The following is a 24,189-nucleotide window of genomic DNA, read 5'->3' on the forward strand; positions in this document are numbered from 1 at the left end:
CCCGTCCTGTCTCCTTGTTTTTTAGGATCCAATGTATTTTATTTATTAGATTCAGTCGGCAGGGTTAACATTTCGTTCTAATCTTAGTATAGCGTAAAATACAATCGTTCACATCGCACTCAAAAAAAGCTTAAATACGGCTTTTTGTGTGATATCTGTCTTGGTGACATTCAGGAAAAACATGTAAAATCGAAAAGAGCTGTAAGGAATGCTCTACTTTTTAAACATGGGAAGGGGTACTGAAATGAAGCCAACCAAAAGAAGGCCGTTTACGGTAACATTGCTTTATATTTTTCATATATTTTTGGGGGTTGGAGCGTTAGCAGGAGGCGGGTCAATGGTCATAGATCCTAGTGGTGATCTGATACACATACCCACATCTATGCTGGAAAGATCGCCATTTTCAGATTTTTTAATTCCGGGTATTTTGCTATTCATCGTATTTGGTATCCTGCCCATGCTCGTGTTATATGGGTTGATCAAGAGACCAGAATGGCATTGGGTGAATACTTTGAATCCCTTTAAGAAATTATATAGCTTCTGGGCATTGTCCCTATATATGGGCTTTGGTCTAATTATTTGGATTATGGTACAGACGTATATGCTCGACAGTGTGGTAATCATACATCTGGTCTATATGAGTCTAGGGCTTTTGATCCAAGCTGTTACGCTGCTTCCTTCCGTACAAAGTTACTTTTTGCTGGACGGCGGTACCGAAAGACGTTAAAATTGCAGTGAACAGAAGGTATTTCATTAGTCTGGGCAAGGAGTGAACCGGATTGACAACTATATACGATATTGCCAAAAGAACCGGTTACTCTCCTACAACGGTATCCAAGGCGTTTAATAATTATTCCGATGTACGGGAGAAGACTCGCCAGGAAATTTTCCGGGTTGCCCAAGAAATGGGATATTTGCCGAATTCCCATGCCCGTACACTGACTACTAAGAAATCATGGACCATCGGTGTATTATTTGTAGAGAATACGGGATTTGGTATTCGCCATCCCTTTTTTAGCGCTGTGATCGAGAGTTTTAAGAAGGTTGCTGTGGATAAGGGGTATGCCCTCATGTTTATTTCCAAGGATGTTGGGGGTAAACAAAGTGGGTATTTGGAGAATTGCCGAATCCGTGGTGTAGATGGTGTTGTCGTTTTCTTGTCTGATTACGAGGACCCCTATTTCCGTGAGCTGCTAGAGAGTGATATTCCTACTGTGATTCTGGATTTTGAGACTACGCAGTCGCATACGGTATGTTCGGATAATACGGCTGGAGCTCAGCTTGCGATAGAGTATTTAGTTTCTTTGGGTCATCGCAAGATTGCTCATATTTCCGGGGGGATGAACACTTTTCCCGGTAAAACTCGGGAGTTAGGGTATAAGAACGCTATGAAGCAGCAGGGGCTTGAAGTGCCGGAGTCCTATGTTGTGAATGGAGCTTTTTATTCTCGTGAAAGTGGTTATAACGCGATGCTGGAGCTTCTTAAGCTGCCTGATCGGCCAACCGCTGTTTTTGCTTCGGGTGACATGTTAGCTTTAGGGGCTATTATGGCAGCAAAAGATAGTGGACTTTCCGTCCCGCTGGACCTTTCAGTTGTGGGATACGATGATATTGATCTAGCTGAGTATGTTACACCTGCATTGACAACCATTCGTCAGGATACGGCACTTTTAGGAAGCCGGGCAGCGGACATTCTTTTAGCATCGATTGAAGGGAAACAGTTGGATAAGGAAGCGGTTTTAGTTCCGGTAGAAGTGATCGAACGGGAATCCTGTGCACCTCCGGCTAGCGGGGATTAGGGCTGTATCAAATTCCATAACTACAGAGAGCGGGCTGCTATCCACAGGATAAATCTTGACGTAGAGAAAAGAGTCCTGATAAAGTAGAGGACATCATAGCTTGAATTTTTTCTATGCGGTATTTGCTACAGCGTATTCAGAGGAATAGGGCTATAATGGGCATATTGTTATGCCGCTTTTTACCTGCTCTCGTTAAATCATTTTTTTTCGCTATAATCGAAACCGGTTTCGATTATAGGTTTCGAATTGAGATGAAATCAAAATTTACCGAGGGCTTCCTTGAATTTTCTCAAACGTTTCAGTGGCCCATCGCTCCGAACCCTAACATCGGATGGTGATCCAGTAAAGGCAGTGCTTGTTGTTAGTAACAAAACAATTAGAGGAGATGGATGAAATGGCAAAAGTTCAAACTGTAGTAACTGCAAAAGATACAGGGGAACGCTTAACTCCGAAAGAGGCAATTGTTTTTAGCACAAGAGTAGATTCTGGATCTGCCGATGTAGAGCTTAGGCCAGAGCAGGAGTTCCAAAAGATGATCGGATTTGGCGGCGCTTTCACAGAAGCTGCGGCCTATACGTTGTCACGGCTCAGTCCTGAGAAACGGGCAGAGGTTATTCACCGCTATTTTCATCCGGTAGAGGGATTAGGCTATAACATGGGTCGTGTTCATATCCATAGCTGTGACTTTGCTCTTGGAAATTATACTTATGTCGCTGATCATGATACGGAGCTGGCTACCTTTGATATCTCTCATGATCATAAGTGGGTGCTTCCGCTGATTAAGGATGCAATGCAGGTAAAAGGCGGGCCGTTCACGATGTTGGCGTCTCCTTGGAGCCCTCCGGCATGGATGAAAACAAATGGTGAAATGAATAATGGAGGATCACTCAAGCCAGAATACGCTGAAGTTTGGGCACGCTATTATACCAAATTTATCGAAGCTTATGGGAAGGAAGGCGTACCTATTTGGGCGGTTTCTGTGCAAAATGAGCCGGCTGCTGTTCAAGTCTGGGATTCTTGTATTTATAGTGCGGAAGAGGAACGCGATTTTGTTAAAAATCATCTCGGTCCAGTGATGCAGCAGGCAGGCCATTCCGATGTGAACATTGTCATCTGGGATCATAACCGCGATATTATGGTCGAACGTGCTTCGGTCGTGTTGTCTGATCCTGAAGCTGCACAATATGTGTGGGGTACAGGCATCCACTGGTATGGTGGTGAGGAGTTCGACAAGGTAGAGAAGGTACATGATCTATTTCCTGACAAACATCTATTGTTCACTGAGGGCTGTCAAGAGGGCGGCGTCAAGCTTGGCGAATGGTTTACAGGTGAACGTTACGGCAGAAATATGATTGGGGATCTCAATGCATGGACAGAAGGGTACCTGGACTGGAACCTGGTACTGGATGAGACCGGCGGGCCCAATCATGTAGGGAATCTCTGTGATGCCCCAATTATTGCAGATACAACAACAGACGAATTGCACTATAACAGCTCTTATTATTATATCGGGCATTTCAGTAAATTTATCGCGCCAGGTGCGGTACGGATTGGCTTTACTTCTGAAGCGGAAGGAATCCTATCCACAGCATTCCGTAATCCGGACGGCAGCATTGCTGTCATATTGATGAATGAGAGCGAAGAAGTTCGCACAGTAACCCTGGGGCTTGGCGATGAGATTGCCAACTGCGAGCTATCCCCTCATTCTATCGTAACGCATCTGATTTCATAAATAAGTAACAGTTTAGGAGGACATTAACGTGAGTAATTATTATTTCCAATCAGGTAACTTTGTAATGGAGCAGTTTGATACAGGAAAGCCTTTCTCTAGTTTCCTGCCAGGTCTTGCAGGTCTTAAGGGAATTCCAATGTGGACTTTTTATGTAAACCGGGGGCAAGCGATTTGCAGCTTTGGGGTACGCGACAAGAACTCGCCAATCATGGAATTCTCTCCAGCAAATATCTCTTATAAAGACGTAGGAACCACCGGATTCCGAACCTTTATTAAAATAAAAGGCGAGCAAGAGATTTATGAGCCATTTCAATCGGCACGTCCAGATTCTGCCGCCAAGCGGATCATGACCATTTTGCCTAACGGACTGACCCTTGAAGAAAGCCATGCCGGGCATGGGCTGAAGACGACTGTACACTATTTCAATCTGCCTAATGATGATTATGCCGCGTTGGTACGTCGGGTGGAGATTGAGAATATCGGTGGCAAAGAGATTGAGCTGGAGCTGATGGATGGTCTGCCTGAGATTTTGCCTTACGGAGTAGAAAACAGCGGCTACAAGGAGATTGGTAACCTGCTGCGCAGCTGGATGGACGTATACAATCTGGAGAACGGTATTCCGTTCTATAAGCTGCGTTCCAGCACCAATGATAGTGCACAGGTTAGCGAAATCACAAATGGACATTTCTATCTGTCGTTTACTGGAGATGGAGAAAAAGTCGCGCCAATCGTTGATTTCGAACTTATTTTCGGCGGCAATACCTCTCTTACTTACCCAGACCGCTTTGCGGGATTAACGCTTTCGGAGCTGAGTGAGCTTCCACAATATCCAGTCAATAAGGTTCCTTGCGGCTTCAGTGGTGTGGCTAGACGTTTGGCACCCGGCAGCAGCTTGACCCTGAATACTTTGGTTGGGCATGTAAATGACATCGACAAAATCAATAAAAAGGCGGAGCAGTTATGCCGGGATGAATATATCCTGTCCAAATCCAAGGAAGCCGCAGGTCTGACAGAGGAATTAACAGAAGACATTGCCACGCACACTTCATCGGCTGTATTTGATGCTTATTGCCGTCAGTCCTATCTCGATAACTTCCTGCGCGGAGGCTATCCTTTTATTTTTGACAATGGCGGAGATGGCTTTGTAGTTCATTTATATTCCCGCAAGCATGGCGATTTGGAGCGCGACTATAACTTCTTCTCACTTGCCCCAGAATACTATTCACAGGGGAACGGTAACTTCCGCGACATGAATCAGAACCGCCGGAATGATGTGTTTTTTAATCCGAAGGTGGGCAGCTTCAACATCAAAATGTTCTATAGCTTGATTCAAGCAGATGGCTACAATCCACTAAGTGTTCAAGGAACAACCTTTGAAGTGAAGCCAGACAGCAAAGCGAAGGCTGCGGAATGGATCGGAGAAGCGGCTGCGGATCATCAAGCTGAGCTTGTTAAGCTATGCAACAGCCGGTTCACCCCAGGCAGCCTGATCAATTACATTGCGGATCAAAACGTTACGCTGAAGGTTAGTGAGCAGGAGTTTCTGTCGGGTCTGCTGGCTCTTTCACAGCAAAACATTGAGGCTGCTTTTGGCGAAGGCTTCTGGTCTGATCACTGGACATATAATTTGGATCTCGTAGTAGGTTATTTGGACATTTTCCCTGACAAGAAGCAGGAGCTTTTATTTGGGGATAGTACTTATGCGTTCTATGACAGCCCAGCATATGTGCTGCCCCGTAGTGAGAAGTATGTAATTAGTGACGGAAAAGCCCGGCAATATGGCGCCCTCCTTGAGGATGAGGAGAAGCTGCATAAGCTGAAATGGAAAGCTGGAGATACCCATTGGCTGCGTACCAAAGGTGGGCAAGGTGCTATTTACCACACCAATCTGTTCGTGAAGATGTTGTCTCTTGCTTTGAATAAATTTGCTACGCTTGACCCTTACGGCATGGGTGTGGAGATGGAAGGCAACAAACCGGGCTGGAACGATGCTATGAACGGTCTGCCGGGATTGTTTGGCTCCGGAATGAGTGAGACTTTTGAGCTGAAGCGTACTGTAGTCTTTTTGCTAGATGTGCTGAACGGTGCTGAGAATGTACAGGGAGCTGTAAAGCTGCCAGAAGAAATCGCGGAGCTGCTTGAAGCGGTATATCACGCGGTAACTGCTGTCCTAGCAGGAGAAGTGGAACAATTTAACTATTGGGATACAGTAGCTTCAGCCCGTGAAGCTTATAGAGCAAGTATCCGGTTTGGAATTACTGGTGCTGAAACTGAAGTAACCTTGGAACACATCCGCGAAGCCCTTTCCAAGTTCCTGGTTAAAATTGATGAGGGGATCAACAAGGCGGTAGAAATGGGCAATGGACTTACCCCAACCTATTTCCGTTTTGAAGCGGAGAAATTCCATCAGGTAACAGATGCTGAGGGTCAGCCAGTCATTAGCGGATACGGATTGCCAAAGGCTGTGGTAGAGGAGTTTAAGGCTTATGCCTTGCCTTATTTCCTTGAAGGACCTACCCGCTGGTTGAAGACGATGAAGAACCCGGTGCAGGCAAAAAAAATCTATAATCTGATTAAGCAAACAGAGCTGTATGATCAGGCAACATCTATGTATCAGACCTCTGTTAGTCTAGAAGGTGAATCGCATGAAATCGGACGGATGAGAGCCTTCACACCAGGCTGGCTAGAACGGGAGTCTAACTTCCTGCACATGTCCTATAAGTATTTGCTTGAGCTGCTGAAGGGCGGGCTGTATGAGGAATTCTACGGCGAGCTGAAGACGTCGCTGGTGCCATTCCTTGATCCTGCTGTTTATGGACGCAGTACACTGGAGAATTCATCATTTATCGCAACTGGAGGCAATCCTGATCCAAATAACCATGGTAGAGGGTTCGTAGCGAGACTTAGTGGATCGACCGCGGAATTCTTAAGCATGTGGAGAACAATGATGGCTGGAAGCCATGTTTTCAGAATGGAGGATGGAGCGCTTACGCTGTCTCTCGATCCGGTATTGCCAGGATGGCTGTTTGATGAAGAGGGCAAACTGTCTTTCACTTTCCTAGGGAATACGGAGGTAATCTATTCTAACCCAAAACGTGAAAATACCTTTGGCGAGAAGAAGGTTAGCATTCAATCTTTGATGCTTGTATACCGCAATGGAACTGTGACTAAAATATCTGGAGCGTTCGTGCGCGGTGCAGAGGCAGAGGCTCTGCGGCGTGGAGAAATCGTGCAAATTCAAGCAGTATTAGCATAAAAATAGAGGGGCGAGCTGCGGCTCGCCCTTAAATTTTCACTCAATCCGAAAAATGGTACCTATAATCCGAAATTCAAAGCCTTACGGAGACAGGCAAAAGCAAATACAATGGATACATAAACATTGTAAGCGCTTTAGATTAAATACAGATATAGAGCCTGGAGGTCCAAAGGATGGAGAACAAAAAAAGCATGGAAGTAAGCTCAACGATGAAGCCGTTAATTCCTGGCAATTTCGAAACCGGTAAAGTAAATCGGAGCCCGCTTTGGAAGAGGTTCATTGCCCAGCGTCATTTGCAGACAATGGCTCTACTCGGCATTGCGTGGATGATAATCTTTAACTACATTCCCATGTATGGAATTATCATTGCTTTTAAAGATTACAACATCGTTAAAACGATTGCAGAAGCCCCATGGGTGGGACTTACACATTTCAAAGAGTTCATGGATGATGACAATCTCTCGAATGTAATTAAAAATACGCTCGGCATCAGCTTGTTTAAGCTAATTATCGGATTTCCATTGCCAATAATATTTGCTCTATTTCTGAATGAAGTTCGTTCAATGAAATTCAAGAAGACCATACAGACGATTTCGTATTTGCCCCACTTTCTCTCATGGGTGGTACTCGGAGGGATTTTGGCTACATGGCTTGCTGATGTAGGAATTATCAATAACATTTTGCTAGCGCTTCATCTGATTGATCAGCCAATTACATACTTGGCTGAGCCTGGTTACTTCTGGACAATTATTATCTCCTCTGATATCTGGAAAGAACTTGGATGGTCAGCGATTATCTATTTAGCAGCAATTTCCGGTGTATCTCCTGAAATGTACGAGGCGGCGACAATCGACGGCGCGGGCAGATTTCAGAAGATGTGGTATGTTACCTTGCCGGCGATTAAATCGACAATCAGCATTCTCTTCATTCTCGCGGTCAGCGGAGTGCTGAACTCCAACTTTGATCAGATTCTGGTCCTGCGCAACTCACTGAATGATAGTGCAAGTAATGTAATTGATTACTATGTGTACTATACAGGGATTCTCTCAGGCCGCTTCTCTTACTCAACTGCAGTTGGATTGTTAAAATCGGTTATCGCTCTAATATTGCTGCTGATTGCCAACCAAGTATCTAAAAAAATCAACGATACATCGTTGTTCTAGGATAAGGAGGACCATATATGTTTGCACTTAAGCGTAAAACCAAGGGCGAGGCCCTGTTCGATATCATCAATAACCTCATCATGTTATGTATCTGCTTCATAACGCTTTACCCGATCTGGTACGTATTGGTTAACGCCTTCAATAACGGTAATGACGCCATGCGGGGAGGAATCTACTGGTGGCCGCGGATGTTCAGCTTTGAGAATTTCGAGGCCGTGTTTGCCAGCCCCGGCATCATGCAGGCGATGTGGGTTACTGTCGCCAAAACACTTTTGGGTACTGTACTGCATGTATTTTTCACAGCGATGGTAGCTTATGCATTCTCCAGAAAAAACCTCATTGGCGGTAAGTTCTACATGCTGATGGGTACAGTGACTCTCTTTTTTGGCGGGGGACTCATTCCTACCTTCCTGCTGATGAAGGACCTTCACCTATTGGAGAATTTCCTAGTCTATATTATTCCGGTTATGTTTAGCTTCTTTGATCTTATTATCTTCATGACCTTCTTCCGGGAGATTCCCGATGGGCTGGAAGAAGCGGCACGGATTGACGGTGCTAATGATTGGTCCATCTTTCTAAGAATCGTACTTCCAGTATCCATGCCTGTAATTGCTACCATTGCGCTGTTCCATGGCGTGTATCAGTGGAATGATTACTTCACGGGTATGATCTATATCAATAATACTGATCTACAGCCGATTCAGACGTATTTGTTCCGGGTCGTCGCACAATCGAGCTCTAGTCAAATGATGGTCGCTGTACAAGGCAGCAGCGTTACGAGAAGCGTAACGTCACAGTCCATTAAGCTGGCGACGATGGTAGTGACCACACTGCCGATAGTATTCGTGTATCCGTTCCTGCAGCGTTATTTCGTTAAAGGGATGATGATCGGCTCCATTAAGGGCTGATGTCTAGCAGTGATAACTCCTCCGGTTGCCTACAGCTGTAGGCACTGGGGTTGAGCTTATAATTAACATTCATAGAAAAGGGGTAAACAAGCATGGGCATGAAACGTAAGCCAAAAGCAATGGGAGTTCTGCTTCTCGCAATAATGATGTCATTGTCAGCCGCAGGCTGCTCCAGCGGGAATAATGCTGGCAAGAATGCCGAAGGTAATGCTAACAGCGCTAAAGCTACTAATACGGAGGCAAGTGCTGAACCGACTGCTGCTGCATTATCAGCAGATGAACCGGGATGGAAGATTGATACTTCACCCATTACATTTGACTGGTACCTGAACTTCTCATGGTTCCCTAATAAATGGGGCGTGGACCCAACCTCCCAATATGTAACTAAGAAGACCGGAGTTGATATTAATTTCATCGTTCCGGCTGGTAACGAGAATGAGAAGCTTAACACGCTGATTGCATCCGGTAAATTGCCTGATTTCATCACTTTGGGCTTCTGGGAAGATGCGATTAAGAAAATGGTCGAAGGTGAACTTGTTCTTCCATTGAACAAACTTGCTGATGAATATGATCCGTACTTCTTTAAAGTATCCGATGCTGATAAGCTGGGCTGGTATACACAAGAAGACGGCAATGTGTATGGCTATCCTAACTCTTCTTCCTCTCCTGCCGACTATGAGAAATATGGAGAAAATTACGTATCCAACCAAGTATTCGCTGTCCGCAAGGATATGTATGAAGCTATTGGAAGTCCAGATATGCGCACACCAGAAGGTTTCTTGAATGCGCTTAAATTAGCGAAAGAGAAATTCCCTGACGTAAATGGACAGCCGCTTATTCCACTTGGTTTGCATGAATTTACCGAGAACGGTAACGATTCTTTGGAAGGTTACCTGCAGAACTTCTTGGCAATCCCAAGAGAAAAAGATGGCAAGGTATATGCTCGTGAAACCGATCCTGAATATATCCGCTGGATGAAGGCACTTCGTCAAGCGAATCAAGACGGTCTGCTGGCTAAAGATATCTTTATCGACAAACGCCCACAAATGGAAGAAAAAATTGCCCAAGGCCGTTATTTCGCAATGCTGTATCAACGTACAGACTTTGCAGCACAACTAGGAACGATTTACCAACAGGATCCAACTAAAACGTATATCGCTGTTGACGGACCTTCCAATACGAACTTGGATAAACCAACCCTTGATGGCCCTGGTATCTCCGGTTGGACGGTAACACTGATCTCCAAAGATGTTAAGGATAAAGCACGTGCTATCCGCTTCCTCAGCTACTTGAACAGTGAAGAAGGCAACAAAGACTTGTTCTTAGGCGAAAAAGGTGTCAGCTACGATACGATTGATGGAAAAGATCAATTTAAACCAGAAGTGTTTGATTTGATGAATAAAGACCGTTCGACGTTTGATAAGCAAATCGGATCTTCCTTTACATTCTGGATGCTGCAAAATACGAATATCACAGACCAATGGGCTCCTAAATCGGTAGAACCATTTAAGCAATTGGAAGATTGGACTAGAGGTAAATCCATAGGCTCCTCCGAGTTCCAACAAATCGAACCAACAGGAAACTCTCCTGAAGGCATCATCGCTTCGAAGCTGAAACAGCTGCGCGGTAAAACTATGCCGAAATTGCTCATGGCTTCCTCCGATGCGGAATTCGATAAGATTTGGAATGAGTATTTAGAGAAGAGAAAGAAGGAAGGCGAAGATGTATTTGATGCCTACCAACAAAAGAAATATGAAGAGAATAAAGTGAAGCTGTCCATAAAATAAAAAGTATGACCCAAAATGCCCGCTAACTGCGGGCTTTTGGGTTATTTTCGAATTATAATAAGGAATAGATATTAAGTATTTGAATATTCACTATTTTAGCGAGGTGGACAGGACAGAAGTGTATAAAGTGAATAGGCGAGATCGAACCAGAGCATTATGGCATTCTTTTAGTTATTGGTGGGGGCGAAGATCACTTCAGAGCCGTTTAATTGCAGCTTATGTTTTTATTGTTTTAGGCCCGTGTATGCTGGTTTCTGTCTACTCCTATAAAGCCATTAATAATACCTATCTCCGCGATGCCGTCGAGAAAAATGATTATTTGTCGCAAATGGAGAAGCTGCATATTCATAATCAGATCGAAGCGATGGAACGGGCGGCGCAAATGGCTTATTCTGATGCCGAAGTAGAAAAATTCTTAGCGAATGAAACCGAACCGCAGCTAGTAGATTTGGTTGATTTTAATACAAATGCTTATGTGAATATGACTCGTATTCAATTTAATAATCCGAATATTGAGCATTTACGGCTGTATTCGAGAAGTAATAAGGTGCATGAAATTTGGCCGATTATCTTTCGCGAAGAGCGGGTTTCTTCCACCCCATGGTTTCAGAAAGCGCTTCAATTGAAGGGGCAGGAATACTGGTCTTTTCAGAAAAATGATCCGGATTTGATGCAGAGATACTTGGGAGCACCGACGGAGAGTCTGCCAAAGGTTTCTTTGCTGCGTGAGAAGAGTCGGCCAGCAGACAATCATATCGGCATGGTGCAGGTGGATATGCTGCTTAGTCGATTTACACCCAAGACGTATACAGATGTACGGGATAATCAGACCCAGATGTTTCTTGTGGATAGTGAGCTGCAGCTTTTCACCAGGCCGGACAATTCTTTTTTGCAGGATAATCTAGAGATGGCTGATATGATTGCAGAACGGTATAAGCAGTTCCGGGAAACTAGCGAATGGGACAGTAATTACTCGGAGAATGGTAAATCGTTTTTGTTAATTAACACTCCGCTAGAACGAATTGATGCTTATTTGTTAAATGTAGTGTCAATGGAAGGAGTGATGAAGGATATCTCCCGCACGCGCAACTTAATCATTGGAGCCAATGTTGGTTTTATTACTTTACTAACGCTGATCGCTTATGTGACAAATGCCTTTATTCTAAAAAATCTGCGTAGATTGACCGAAACGATGAAAAAAGTGCGTAGAGGTGAAGCGTACACTGGAATAATGATTCGTGGTGGAGGGGAAGTCGGGGAGCTTGCCCATCATTTCTCCAAGCTGATGAACACCATCAATACGTTGGTGGCTCAGGCAGTGAGCAAGCAGGCGTTGTCTAAAGAGGCTGAGCTGCGTACGCTGCATAACCAGATTGACGCACATTTTTTGTATAATACGCTGGAAAATATAAAAATGCTGGCTGAAATTGAGAACCAGCGAACGATCTCGGACGCACTGACCTCGCTGGGTGGGATGATGCGCTATAATTTTAAATGGTCCGGAGAGTATGTGAAGCTGCGGGATGAAGTCCGCCACATTGAAAATTACATTGAAGTGATGAATATTCGTTTTGAATATCCGGTTAAGTTAGTGCTTCATATTGAACCTCGATATTTGGAGCTGGAGGTGCTGAAAATGTCACTGCAGCCTATTGTAGAGAACAGTGTTAAGCATGCTTGGTGCGACGAGAAAGAGAATTTACAGGACCCGAACATTCATATTCATATTTCGGAAACGGAAGGTGATATTTGCATAGAGCTTCGTGATAATGGCATCGGCTTAACTCCAGAGCGTTTGGTTGCTTTGAACGAGGCGATTTATGCGAAAGATGAGCGCTGTGAGAGTGCTTCAGAACAGAGGGATGTTGACCGCCGAACAGGTGGTATTGGACTGAGAAATGTACATCAGCGACTGCAAATCTTTTATGGTGATGAATATGGGCTTGTAGTACAGAGTGAAGCAGGGAGTTGGACGATGGTACGTCTGACCTTGCCGAAAGTTCTTTTGACAGGAGAAAAACAACTATGAAGAAGCTACTGATCATTGATGATGAAAAGAATATCCGTTACGGTCTCAAGACTATGATAGAAAGAGAATTTCCGTCCGTGTATACCATCACAATGGCGAGTAATGGCGCAGAGGGTTTCGAGATATTTAAGACCGAAGGTGCAGATATTATTATTACAGATATACGTATGCCAGTGATGGATGGAATTACACTGTTGGAGCAGATATCTAAGCTAACAAGTGGTGAGAAAAGCCCAGCAGTGCTGATCTTAAGCGGGTATGATGATTTCGAATATGCCAAAAGCGCGATTCGTTATCGCGTGAAGGATTACTTGCTGAAGCCGATTCGCCGAGATGAGTTGTTCGAAATTTTGAAGAATATCGATAAGGAACAGGAAGAACAGGATCTCAGCGCAAGGCAGCTGGAACAGGAAACGGAACACTTCCGCAGGGAACTGCGGTCCAGTCGTTTACGGGGACTGCTAATGCAGCAGGAGGTTCCGCTGGAGCGTGAGCAGCAAGAGTGGCTAAGTGATCTGCAAGCACCTTTTACAGTTGGTGTGTTGAATTACTATTACAATGACGGAACAAGAATGAAGTCGGGGGATGTTCAGGGACTGGCGGAACGATTGATCGGACCGCTTGAAAAGTTTTTCTCGGAAATCACAACGGATTGGGATGGCAAATTAGTCTTGATCGGGAGCAGAAAACAGGATTTTATAGAGCTGTCCAGACAAGCTGAAGCTAAGGAAATAAAGGGATTATCGATTGGGATTAGCAGCGAAGGAGAAAGTCTTGAGGACCTCCGTTCCTGTTATAAGGAAGCATGCCGGGCACTGCAATATACTTTTTTATATCCGCAAGTGAGTTTGTTGGATTATGGGGATGTTGGTCAGGGACGGTCTAACTTTCCGTTACCTAAGGAAGAGCTTCGCAAGCTGCTCAATATGCTGGGAACAGAACGCGAGAAGGAGATGAAGCATCTTCTATCTGTGATTTTTCAAACTGAGCATTTGAAGGAACTGGACCTAGCTTATCTGGAGTCCGTGGGACAGAATGTAAACGAACTGGTGTTGGATGAAGTATTTCGGGTACATGGCGAAGCCTCGGTAGAGGTATTGAAGCTGTATCGCACGGTAGGCAATATGTACAACTATCGTCATTTCCACGAATATTATCGTGCGCTGGAGAACTTACTCTTGAGTGTGAATGAATACATTGTAGGCGTAAGGTCCGCGCATACCGAGCATGCGGATATGGAAGAGGCACTGAGCTATATTGAAGCCAACTACGCCCGTCCACTGAATATGGCTATGGTCAGCAATCATGTATCCTTGAATTATTCTTATTTTAGCGAAGCCTTTAAGGCATATACCGGTGAGAATTTTGTTATTTATTTAAAAAAGGTCCGTATCCGTCACGCTAAAGAGCTATTGGCAAAAGGCTGCAGTAAGCTCGCAACAGTCTCAGAAGAGGTAGGCTTCGAGAACAGTAAACAATTTGCCCGTGTTTTTAAAGAGCTGGAGGGAATTTCTCCAGGTGATTATAGAGCGAAAATAGTATCCGAAGAGTGTTGAGGCTATTGAAGGTGCATTTAGAAGCGGCCCTCCTATATAATGGATTTGAGAAGATTCATTGGAGGAATGAAGGGTGGAAGAAATACAAGGCAATTTGATTACGGTTCAGACATTAGCAGCGGATTTTCGTCGACTGGGCGTTAAGGCGGGCATGACGATTTTATTGCATTCTTCTTTTAAATCGTTAGGCCAATGGGTAGCCGGGGGCCCGGTCGCTGTTATTTTGGCATTGGAGGAGGTCCTCGGAGAATCTGGCACGCTGGTAATGCCCACTCATTCCAGTGACCTGACTGATCCCGCAGGCTGGAGCAACCCACCGGTGCCGGAGGCGTGGTGGCAGAGTATCCGCGAGCAGATGCCGGCTTATGATCCAGACCTGACCCAGCTTAGAGGAATGGGGGTTATTCCGGACTGCTTCCGTAAACAAAAAGGAGTAAAACGCAGTGACCATCCGATTCATTCGTTTGCCGCTTGGGGCAAGCATAGAGACGAAATTATGTATGGTCATTCGCTTGAAATGGGTCTGGGGGAAGATTCTCCGCTGGCTCGGATTTACGATTTGGGCGGACATGTACTGTTGCTGGGTGTTGGCAATCTTAATAATACTTCTCTGCATCTTGCCGAATGCCGCGCATCTTATGCTGGCAAGAAGGAAACCCTTGGCGGGGCGCCCATTATGGTGGATGGAGTTAGGCAGTGGGTGGAATTTAAGGAGCTGGATTGGGATTCTGACGATTTCGTTCAGCTGGCAGATCAGTTTGGACAAGAGACGGGACTTATTACATATGGACAGGTTGCTTCCGCAACCGCTCAATTGATTCCGCAACGGGAAATCGTAGATTATGCAGTGAACTGGATGGAACAGAACAGGAAGTAAAACCTCATTGGATAGGGGAAACGGAAGGAGAAGCTGGCATGAGTACAACAACGATATTTTTAACCCGGCATGGTCAAACGGAATGGAACGTGCAGCATCGGATGCAGGGACATATGGATTCTGAACTGACGGCTCTTGGTGTGCAACAGGCAGAATGGCTGAGCCGGGGAATGCGCACTGAACAGCTGGATGTCATCTATGCAAGCCCCAGCCCAAGGGCGCTGCGCACAGCTGAAATTATTCGAGGAGAGCGGAGTACTCCGCTTAAGACCTCTGAGGCGTTCAAAGAGATTGGCATGGGGGTATGGGAAGGCCGTGATTCTACTGAGCTGGAGAGCGAGTATTCGGAGCAGCATCGCAATTTCTGGCAAGACCCTGAGCAGTTTAAAGTGGAGGGTAGTGAGACCTTTGCAGAGGTGCAGGCACGGGCGCTGGGCAAGCTTCAGGAAATTCTCATTGCCCATCAGGGTGAGACCATTCTTATCGTCACACATACAGTAGTGATTAAGCTGTTAATGGCCTATTTTGAGGGCAGAGCGTTGCCTAAGCTCTGGGATCTGCCTTACATTTATCCGACCTGCTTATGCAGGGTTGATTTTACGGATGGTGTGCCGGAAATCCTGCTGCATGGGGATACGAGCCATTACGAAGAGAGTGAAGCTGGGATGGAATCATAACACTTCCTACAGATCAGATTGGGTTTATAAAAAAAGGCGGTTCCTCGGGTGCATTACGCACTCGAAGAACCGCCTTTTTGACTTCAGAGCTGGAGATCAGCTTTTGCTAGTTGATAAACTGGAGAGATTTCAATGTCTTCTCCAGCATCGTAACCGCTTCGGCACGAGTTGCCAGCTTCTGTGGAGCAAAGGATCCATCTGTTGCTCCTTGGATAATTCCCTCAGCAGCGATTTCTGCTACTGCTGCTTGGGACCAAGCTGGAATGCTTGCTGCGTCACTGAATTTAGCCAGTGCTGCAGGGTCGGCATTTAAGGTTTTCCCTGTGTACTTAATAGCTTTCGCTAATACCGAGGCCATTTCCTGACGAGTGATTGGGCTACCCGGCTTAAAGCTACCATCGGTATAACCGGAAATCAATCCGGCTTCTGCTGCGGTGCGAATAGCATCAGCATACCAAGCACTTGGGTTTACATCTTTAAATGTGGTCTCACCATTAGCTATCGCAAGTCCCAGAGAACGCGTAATTATTGCCGCGAACTCAGCACGTGTGATCGACTGTGAAGGAGAGAACGTATCGTTGCTTGTTCCGCTGACGATTAGTTTGGTAGCTAAGAGATCAATGGATGATTTAGCCCAGTGTCCGTTAGTATCTGCGAACGTTTTGGAAGACTTAACAACGGTGTAGTAGCTGTTGCTGTTCCGTTTAATCGTAACGTCCGTTGTTCCATCTGCTTTAGGAACAAAGATAGCAGGCACGAAGGAGATCTTACCTGAAGCAGGATCGAAGACCACTGCCGTTGCGTTATTTGAATTTAAGACGGCAGGTACATTGATCGTGCGCTTCACGTAAGTGCTGCCGAAATTGTTCAACTGCACACTCTTAGTTCCGGCTTGTGCTGAAACGCTGAATTCGATTACTGGAGCAGCTAAAGTAGCATTACCTAGCTGTGAGGCTATAGCTTGGTTTGTGCTGCTTAGTGTTCCCGAATTCGCTACTAGAATGGATACCGTAATTGTAAAGTCGCTGGTGCCTAATTGAGCGGCAAGTGCTGCGCTGTTTACAACACGGAGTGGCAAGGAATAAGAAGCACCATCCGTAGTAAAGGTAAGAACTGTGTTAGGTTGTGCTGCTGCTTGTTTTACAAGCACACTGCCTGGAAGCACTACTTGAGCGCCGCCTGTAGTGGCTTTAACCGGAATAACCAGCTCTTGGCTACCCGTTGGCAGTTCAGCAAGTTGTTTGGTTAGATCAGCAGCATCAATTGTTGTTACTTGTGCTGAAGCAATTGGAGCCACAGTTGGAGCAACAGTTGGTGATGGTGTAGCTGTTGGTACTGTTGGAGCCGATGTTGGTACTGATGTTGGTACTGAAGTTGGTACTGAAGTTGGATCTGGTGTTGGTACTGGTGTTGGGTCTGGTGTCGGAGTTGGATTTGTCTCCGGCAGTGGTGCACCTTTTAGATCAACAATCCGGCCTTCAACGGCGGAAGTGTTCGCAGTGACCGTTCCAACCTTCTGCAGATACTTCGTAAATACATCAAAGTCCGGTAGGTACAGCAGATTCACGCGGCCTTCTTTATAGGCCTTTTCAAGTGAAGTATAGAAATCTCCACCCTTAGCTGTGAAAGCATTAGTAGCTACTTCATAAGATGCTTTTAGATCTAGAGGAACGTATTTATCCCCGTTTTTCACTTCAATACGCAATACACGTTCGTTCACAGGTTTCGTAGAGTCGTAATAGAATTTCAACCCTGCAACGTGTGGGAAACGTCCGTCTGCTGCCGGCGTTTTGGAAACCCCGTTCTCCATAGCATCCTTAATTTCTTGTCCAGTCAAAGTGATCGTAACCAGATCGTTGTTGAATGGAAGTACACCGAGTACTTCGCCTTGTGTGATCGGTCCTTCGTTGATGGATTCGCGAATACCGCCGCCGTTTTGCAAGGCGATTACGGCATTAGTGCCCGCTTTTTGAGCTGCATAAAGCATGCCATCGGCAATCAGGTTACCAAGATTAGTTTCCTTTGTGCGCACATTATCACGAACGCCGTTTAGAACAACCTCTGAATTTCCTACTACCTCATTGGTTAGTTCTTGAATCCCCGGCTTATACTCGGTATCCAGGATCTTTTTAGCTTCAGGGTCCTCTGCGATAACGTAGTTAGTACCGTTTTTAGCATCGATGGAGATTAATTGGTCTTTCCAATCGGTCAGTACGCCATCTTTGTTAAATTTAACTTCAAGTTGGCCAAGGAAAAGACCTTTTTCACCAGTTTGTACAATTAGCTTCGGTGCTTTTGGATCGGTGTTATCAACAACGGCTTGATTCAGTTGCGTGTGGCTGTGACCCCCAACGATAATATCAATGCCGTTAACGGCTTTGGCTAGCTTGAGATCTTCTTCATAGCCAAGGTGAGAGAGAACAATGATCTTGTTAACTTTCTCTTTTTCAAGCATAGCGACCGTTGCTTCCGCTTTAGCGAAGGCATTCTCAAAGGTCACTTTACCTGGTGAAGCAATGTTCGCCGTATCTTCTGTCGTCAGACCCATGATACCGACCTGTTGGCCGTCTACTTCTTTGATCAGCGCAGGGTAGATGGTTCCAGCATTACCTGACCGGCCGATTTCATTGGTGAACATTTTGCTAAGAATATCATCCGCTGAGAAGTTCACATTGGAGGAGACAAATGGGAACTTTGCGTTGCCGATGAATTTGGACAGTACATCTGAATCTTTATCAAACTCATGATTACCGAAAGTCATAGCATCATATTTAACCAGATTCATAAAGGCCAGATCTGCTTGACCCAGATACTTATTGAAGTAAAGCGTTCCGGAGAACACATCACCTGCGTCTACAAGAATAGGATTCTCTGTAGTCGCCTTGGCATCTTTGATTGCTGTTACACGGCGCAAGATGTTGTTTGGCGAGCTGACAGTATCTAATCCTGCATGTGTATCATTGGTGTGCAGAATGGTTAGTGGGAAGTCTTCAGCAGTATTAAAATCAATCTGTGCCAAAACCGCATCATGATCGGATACCCGACCGTTCGATGGTGAGAAGTCGGCATTTAGATGAACGACATCTACTTTAGAAGAAGCCGTTAGATTTTTACTGACAAGAATATGATCTAGCACTTGAGAGTTTCCATCATAGGTGTACGTATACTGCTCATTTAAAGGTAATGTATCGATCAAATTGTCTAGTTCTGTACCTTTTAAGAGGGTTGCAGTTTTAGTAAATTGGAAATCATTCAAATCGCCAAGAGCTACGATGTTGGCTTTAGGATTTGCAGTCAGAACCTCTTTGACAAATCCGTTTACGACCGCCGCGATTTTATGGCGTTGTGTTTCACTGGACAATACAGGGGGCTGAACGTTTCCGAAAGGACCGGTATCGCCGCCTTTTGAATTGAAATGGTTAGCGATCACAATTACTGTTTCGCCACCGAATACGAACTGTGCAGCAAGGGGTTTACGTGAACTTGCAAAGGCAGAGTTTGTTGGATCAATTCGTCCTGGATTGTAGGTCAATTGATCTGCCGCTGCGTTATATCCAACGGATTGTGTAGCTGTACCTTTTTGTCCGCTCACACTGTCCGCAAGCTGTACTCTTGCTGGATTGTACAGGAATCCTACGCGAATGTTTCCGCCTGGGGCACCGCCATCCATATTGTTCTCCGGAGCGATATCTGTGTATTTATATACAGGACCGCCAGCGGTTTCAATAGCCTTAATCAATTCGGCTGCACTTGCTTCAGTGATACCATTATTGGCTTCACCATTGCTGTCCTGCATTTCGACAACGCCGATAATGTCAGGTTTTTTCATATTGTTTGTGATGGAGTCGGCTAGTTTCTGGATTTTTGTTGCTCCGACACCCGGGTAGAAGTTTTCAATGTTGTACGATGCGATCAACAACTTACTATCATTGACTTCAAGAGTAGTTGTTTCTTGCTTAAAGGTACTTGGAGTGATGGCTGGAAGCTTACCGTTTTCCGGAATCACTTTGAAGTTACCGTTGTTGTATCCGATGACGCCAGTTACATCTCCCGCGAACTTATCTCCGGTGATGACTTCTTGACCCGGATTTCCGTAAGCAATGATGAGGCGCTGAGGATTGTATTGGTTGTATTCTTTGAGAACTAATCCACCAGCTGGTGTGATGACATCAGGTGTTTCATTTTCTACTCTTGTAGGGATGTTATACAGCATGGAATTTCCGCTACCACTTGTCCAGTAAGGACTGATAATCGTAGGGGTAGGGAGCTTGACGAGCATACCTTCTAACGATTCGTAGAAATCAATTGCATCTTCATTAGGCTCAAAATCAGCCATGCCGTCATTGTCAATTATGGAAGACGGAATGGCTCTCCCGCCTTTACCAAGTACGACAGGCTCTGGCACAGTATAACTTGAAGAGGAGTCTACTTTTATTGAAGTCATAGTAATTTGAGTAGAGGTTAAATTACTTGCGTTACCTTCGTTGTATTCGGAAACAGCTCCACTAACTTGGACTAAATCTCCAATTTGAGGCTTAAGGGATGAATTAGTGCTGTATACAAAAATACCTTCCGAAGTGTTTACATTATCGTCTGGCTGAGGGTCTTGCATAAAGAAACCTCTATAAGCGCCAGTGGCGAAGGTGTACCCATATTGGGTAACGATGCCTTCTACATCGGAAACGTTCTGACCTGCATACTCAGAAGTATGAGATTCTCCTTGAATATCATGTATACGAGGGAGTTCAGATGCTTTATATGCAAAGGTATAAACCTTACTTGTCTTGCCATCTGCTACGACAATTGCATGGATGGTAAGATCTTGATTAACTGTAATCGGATCTGAATAAAGCTTACTTGCTGTTGTTGGTTCAGTTCCGTTGGTCGTGTAGTAAATCTGTGCTCCAAGAGTAGGGCTGGATAGGGTCACAGAACTTCCTTTGATGATGCGACCTGCGCCAGGGCTGGCCATAACGGAAAAAGTTTCTTCCACCAAAGCATTTTCATTAAGTGGAATGAATTGATAAGTCGTACTATATTGCTCGATAACTCCAGTGATATTGTCAAAGGTTTTACCCTTAACTAGTTTAGGCAGGGTTGAAAAAATTGTGAATTGTTGTCCACCTTGGCTAGCAGTCACCGTGCTGCCATTTACATTGTCTATGGTCACATTATTCATAGTTACCAGCTGAGCTTCGTGGCTTTCGCCGTTCGCGGCAGACAAGTCGGTTGCTGTAATCAATTTTGGTGCAGGCACCCCAACATTTTTTGCAGCTACATTGTATTGAAGTCCACTTTGGAATTTGATTTCTTGCAGGTTGCTGTAGATATCCATTGTGCCGCTTACTTCAACACGATCTCCAACGTTTGCGAACTCTGGGAAACCATAAAGTACGATCCCGCCGGATTCATCCTGAATATACATTTTTGCTGCATTAATGTGAGTTACGATACCTTCTGTTAAAATATTCTGACCTTTACTAGCAAGGCGTGCTGTTGCAACAACTGTTTTGGCCAGAATAGTGTAATCAAAAGTCGATATAGGGCTGTCTGGCATATTTGGTTCTGAAGCATACGCTTTAATCGTAGTGTCCTCAGTTAAGGTAATAGGCCCTGTGTAAGGTTGGAAATTAGTTGAACCACCTGATCCATAAACAGCTGCATAGACGGATGCTCCAACCGTTGGAGAATTCAAAGATATTTCTGTACCAGCCGGCCAGGCATTAGGGGCTGGTAAAGCTACTGCGGAACTAGCAGTTTCCGGTAATTCAGGGAACGTACCGTAGGTGCTGTTCCGTGGACTTGGTGCTTGGACAACAAAATCCGTAGAGTTGTTATCCGTATCTAGACCGCGGCTGTCTGCTGGTGCACCAGCCGCAGCTTTACGGATAGCGGCTGTCGTATTGGAGAGAGCAGCGGTCGCACTTCCCTCGACATTTGTAGCTGTTCCGTAGCCAACTAAATCAATTGTTGTACCTGATTTATCAACGAGGTCGACTTTGCCGTTTGTACCACTCATAGCAAGGATTCCCTTGCTAACATCAGGAGTAGGCAAGTCGGTAGTTCCTCCCGTTCCAGCGGCCTCCTCAATAAGGAAGTATCCATTTGCCGGGATGGTTCCATTTAAGTCTGTTCCGCTACTAAAGGTTCCGGCCGCTGAGGTATAGCGAACTTTCCATCCAGTCAAATCTACTGGATGATTTGTAGGATTGTATAATTCAATAAAATCATTTTTAAATTCCGCTCCGCCGTTTCCACCACCACCATAGACCTGCGAGATAACAATATTGCTATTATCCGGTGCTGCCTCGGCGGTCTGGACAGCTGGTAACACACTGCCGGCAACCATTAACATTGCCAGTCCAGTAGCGAACCATTTCCTTACTCTTGAAGAAATAATCATTTGGATAAGTCATTCTCCCCTCGAATCTTTTATTTACAACCTATTAAATCTTAGCATTCAAATGTAAAATGAAAGGTTGTCTTTCATGAATATAAATTAAAGTTTGCATCATTTAAATCTAAAAATTGAAATGTTGTGATTTTAGTATAAAAACAGTGCATAAATACAATATTAATTATAAATTTAGTGTTTTTATGGTTAATAGATCACCGATATTTTAATTTTATGTTATATATATTGTTGAATTTATTATGGATTGCGACAAATTTATTCTAGAGTTTTGTTAATTTTTACATAGGGAAAACAATAGAGATTAGAATTATATAGAATGTATCGGAACAAAAATAATGCCCCTCCAGCTTCTTATCGAGAAGTGGAAGGGCATTATTAATTTTAAATCTACTTGGACAACACATCACTGCTGGTGCGGAAGCTCAAGCCGTTCAATTCCATCCATATATTTACGCAGTGCCTGCGGAATGTAAATGGATCCATCCTCCAGTTGATGATTCTCCAGCAGCGGAATTAGGATCCTTGGTGTAGCCACTGCGGTGTTGTTTAGGGTGTGGCAGTATTGCAGCTTACCGTCGGCATCCCGGTAACGAATGCCCGAACGACGAGCTTGGAAATCGAGCAGGTTGGAAGCCGAGTGTGTCTCTCCGTATGCCTCTCTGCTTGGCATCCAAGTCTCGATGTCATACTGCTTATGTGTCTTCAGGGACATATCTCCTGTGCAGACAGACATGATCCGATAGGGAAGTTCCAAGAGCTGTAGAATATGCTCTGCATTCGCAAGAATCTCCTGCAGCATGCCCTCTGATACGCCCTCATCATTCCGACATAAGATAACTTGTTCAATTTTTGAGAATTGATGAACACGGTACAGGCCACGCACGTCTCGTCCCGCCGATCCTACCTCACGGCGGAAGCAGGCCGACATTCCGGCGAGTCGCATTGGCGAATCCAGTTCGACAATTTCATCGCTATACAGCGAGACAAGCGACACCTCCGATGTGCCTACCAGCCAGCGATTGTCTCCGTTTAGCTCATAGGTCTGATCCATCCCGCCGGGGAAGAAGCCCGTACGTTCCAGCGCTTCCGGACGGACAATCACGGGAACATCCATCACCGTGAACCCGCGGGCAGTTAGTACATCAATGGCCAGCCGCTGTACAGCGAGATGTAACAACAACCCTGCACCCTTCAGCACATAGCTGCGTGGGCCGCCTGCTTTGACGCCACGGGGGATATCGATGATATTGTGGAGCTCGCCTAGCTCTACATGATCACGCGGTTTAAAGCCGAATTCCGGCAACGTTCCGGTTCGTCGCAGTTCTACATTATCTTTATCATCATGGCCAATCGGTGTATCCTGCGATACAGGGTTTGGTGCGAGCAGCATGAGTTCTCCACAGCGCCGGTCTGCCTCAGTTAGTTCTGCCTCATAGAGATTCAGGCGGTTGTTCAGTTCTCTTACTTGTTCTTTAACTGCTTCTCCTGCCACGCTGTCACCCTGTCGTAAAAGTCGTTCAACCTCTTTGGTCAGCCCGTTACGCTGGGCTCTCAACTGTTCCGTATCTTGGCGCAATTCGCGCCGTTTCTCATCCCATTCCAGCAGTTCATCCAGTGGGAAGTCGACTCTTTTCCAAGCCGTAATGTTTCTTACAAGTTCCTGATTGTCTTTGATCCAGTTCATATCCAGCATACCGTTTCGCTCCTTTTTGGTTAAAAAAACGCAAAAAACGCCCTCATCCATGGGACGAGGAGCGTCAGCTCGCGGTGCCACCCAGGTTGATCGAATCTCCTTAACTGCAGGAACAATCCGACCCTCTTTGGTCTTCGCGGTAACGGGCGAAACCCGGTGAACTTAGGGAGTTGTTGTAGACTCCGGTCGCAGACGCCTCACGGTTGGATGCCGATCATTGGCCTGATTGTTGGATTTAATATTGTTGCTTAGTATAACGTAAGAGTGGGAGGAGCGCAAGTGGTTATGGTTTGACAA

At 45.2% G+C, this 24,189-nt stretch carries 13 protein-coding genes; 11 read left to right on the top strand and 2 right to left on the bottom strand.

Translation table 11 applies throughout. From position 1 onward, the window contains the following. The first annotated feature begins 337 nt into the window (after window positions 1-337). The 11 genes from MHI15_RS29280 (at window position 338) to MHI15_RS29330 (ending at window position 15,784) form a co-directional block, all read left to right on the top strand. Entirely contained in the window at window positions 338-727 is a 390-nt protein-coding gene (locus tag MHI15_RS29280) for a hypothetical protein (RefSeq protein ID WP_341165200.1), read from the top strand. A gap of 52 nt (window positions 728-779) precedes the next feature. Further along, on the top strand, window positions 780-1,799 hold the full coding sequence (locus tag MHI15_RS29285; RefSeq protein ID WP_076142078.1) for a LacI family DNA-binding transcriptional regulator: 1,020 nt from the start codon (window positions 780-782) through the stop codon (window positions 1,797-1,799). A gap of 394 nt (window positions 1,800-2,193) precedes the next feature. Then, window positions 2,194-3,531 carry a glycoside hydrolase family 30 protein gene (locus tag MHI15_RS29290; protein WP_076142079.1) on the top strand — a complete coding sequence of 446 codons (1,338 nt, stop codon included), beginning with the start codon at window positions 2,194-2,196 and terminating at the stop codon, window positions 3,529-3,531. Window positions 3,532-3,559: 28 nt separating this feature from the next. After that, a complete protein-coding gene (locus tag MHI15_RS29295) occupies window positions 3,560-6,787 on the top strand; it encodes a cellobiose phosphorylase (protein ID WP_076124547.1) in 3,228 nt (1,075 codons plus the stop codon). Between the two features lie 173 nt (window positions 6,788-6,960). Further along, a complete protein-coding gene (locus tag MHI15_RS29300) occupies window positions 6,961-7,950 on the top strand; it encodes an ABC transporter permease (protein WP_081387865.1) in 990 nt (329 codons plus the stop codon). Window positions 7,951-7,967: 17 nt separating this feature from the next. After that, window positions 7,968-8,858 carry a carbohydrate ABC transporter permease gene (locus tag MHI15_RS29305; RefSeq protein ID WP_036682603.1) on the top strand — a complete coding sequence of 297 codons (891 nt, stop codon included), beginning with the start codon at window positions 7,968-7,970 and terminating at the stop codon, window positions 8,856-8,858. A gap of 92 nt (window positions 8,859-8,950) precedes the next feature. After that, on the top strand, window positions 8,951-10,645 hold the full coding sequence (locus MHI15_RS29310; protein WP_036682600.1) for an extracellular solute-binding protein: 1,695 nt from the start codon (window positions 8,951-8,953) through the stop codon (window positions 10,643-10,645). 118 nt (window positions 10,646-10,763) lie between these two features. Then, window positions 10,764-12,674 carry a cache domain-containing sensor histidine kinase gene (locus MHI15_RS29315; protein WP_340393258.1) on the top strand — a complete coding sequence of 637 codons (1,911 nt, stop codon included), beginning with the start codon at window positions 10,764-10,766 and terminating at the stop codon, window positions 12,672-12,674. Continuing rightward, on the top strand, window positions 12,671-14,230 hold the full coding sequence (locus MHI15_RS29320; RefSeq protein ID WP_076124545.1) for a response regulator: 1,560 nt from the start codon (window positions 12,671-12,673) through the stop codon (window positions 14,228-14,230). The genes MHI15_RS29315 and MHI15_RS29320 overlap by 4 nt, the downstream gene beginning before the upstream one ends. A 73-nt stretch (window positions 14,231-14,303) precedes the next feature. Then, window positions 14,304-15,107, top strand: a complete 804-nt coding sequence (locus tag MHI15_RS29325; protein ID WP_036682594.1) for an aminoglycoside N(3)-acetyltransferase — start codon at window positions 14,304-14,306, stop codon at window positions 15,105-15,107. Window positions 15,108-15,145: 38 nt separating this feature from the next. Beyond that, a complete protein-coding gene (locus MHI15_RS29330; RefSeq protein ID WP_076124544.1) occupies window positions 15,146-15,784 on the top strand; it encodes a histidine phosphatase family protein in 639 nt (212 codons plus the stop codon). A gap of 106 nt (window positions 15,785-15,890) precedes the next feature. On the opposite strand, the gene MHI15_RS29335 is transcribed toward MHI15_RS29330, so the two are convergent. Beyond that, complete coding sequence (locus tag MHI15_RS29335) at window positions 15,891-22,187, bottom strand: 5'-nucleotidase C-terminal domain-containing protein (protein WP_341165201.1); 6,297 nt, start codon at window positions 22,185-22,187, stop codon at window positions 15,891-15,893. 415 nt (window positions 22,188-22,602) lie between these two features. After that, window positions 22,603-23,892 carry a serine--tRNA ligase gene (gene serS, locus MHI15_RS29340; protein ID WP_076124541.1) on the bottom strand — a complete coding sequence of 430 codons (1,290 nt, stop codon included), beginning with the start codon at window positions 23,890-23,892 and terminating at the stop codon, window positions 22,603-22,605. Between the last annotated feature and the right edge of the window lie 297 nt (window positions 23,893-24,189).

The organism is Paenibacillus sp. FSL H7-0918 (assembly GCF_038007025.1).
GTDB lineage: Bacteria > Bacillota > Bacilli > Paenibacillales > Paenibacillaceae > Paenibacillus_AQ > Paenibacillus_AQ odorifer.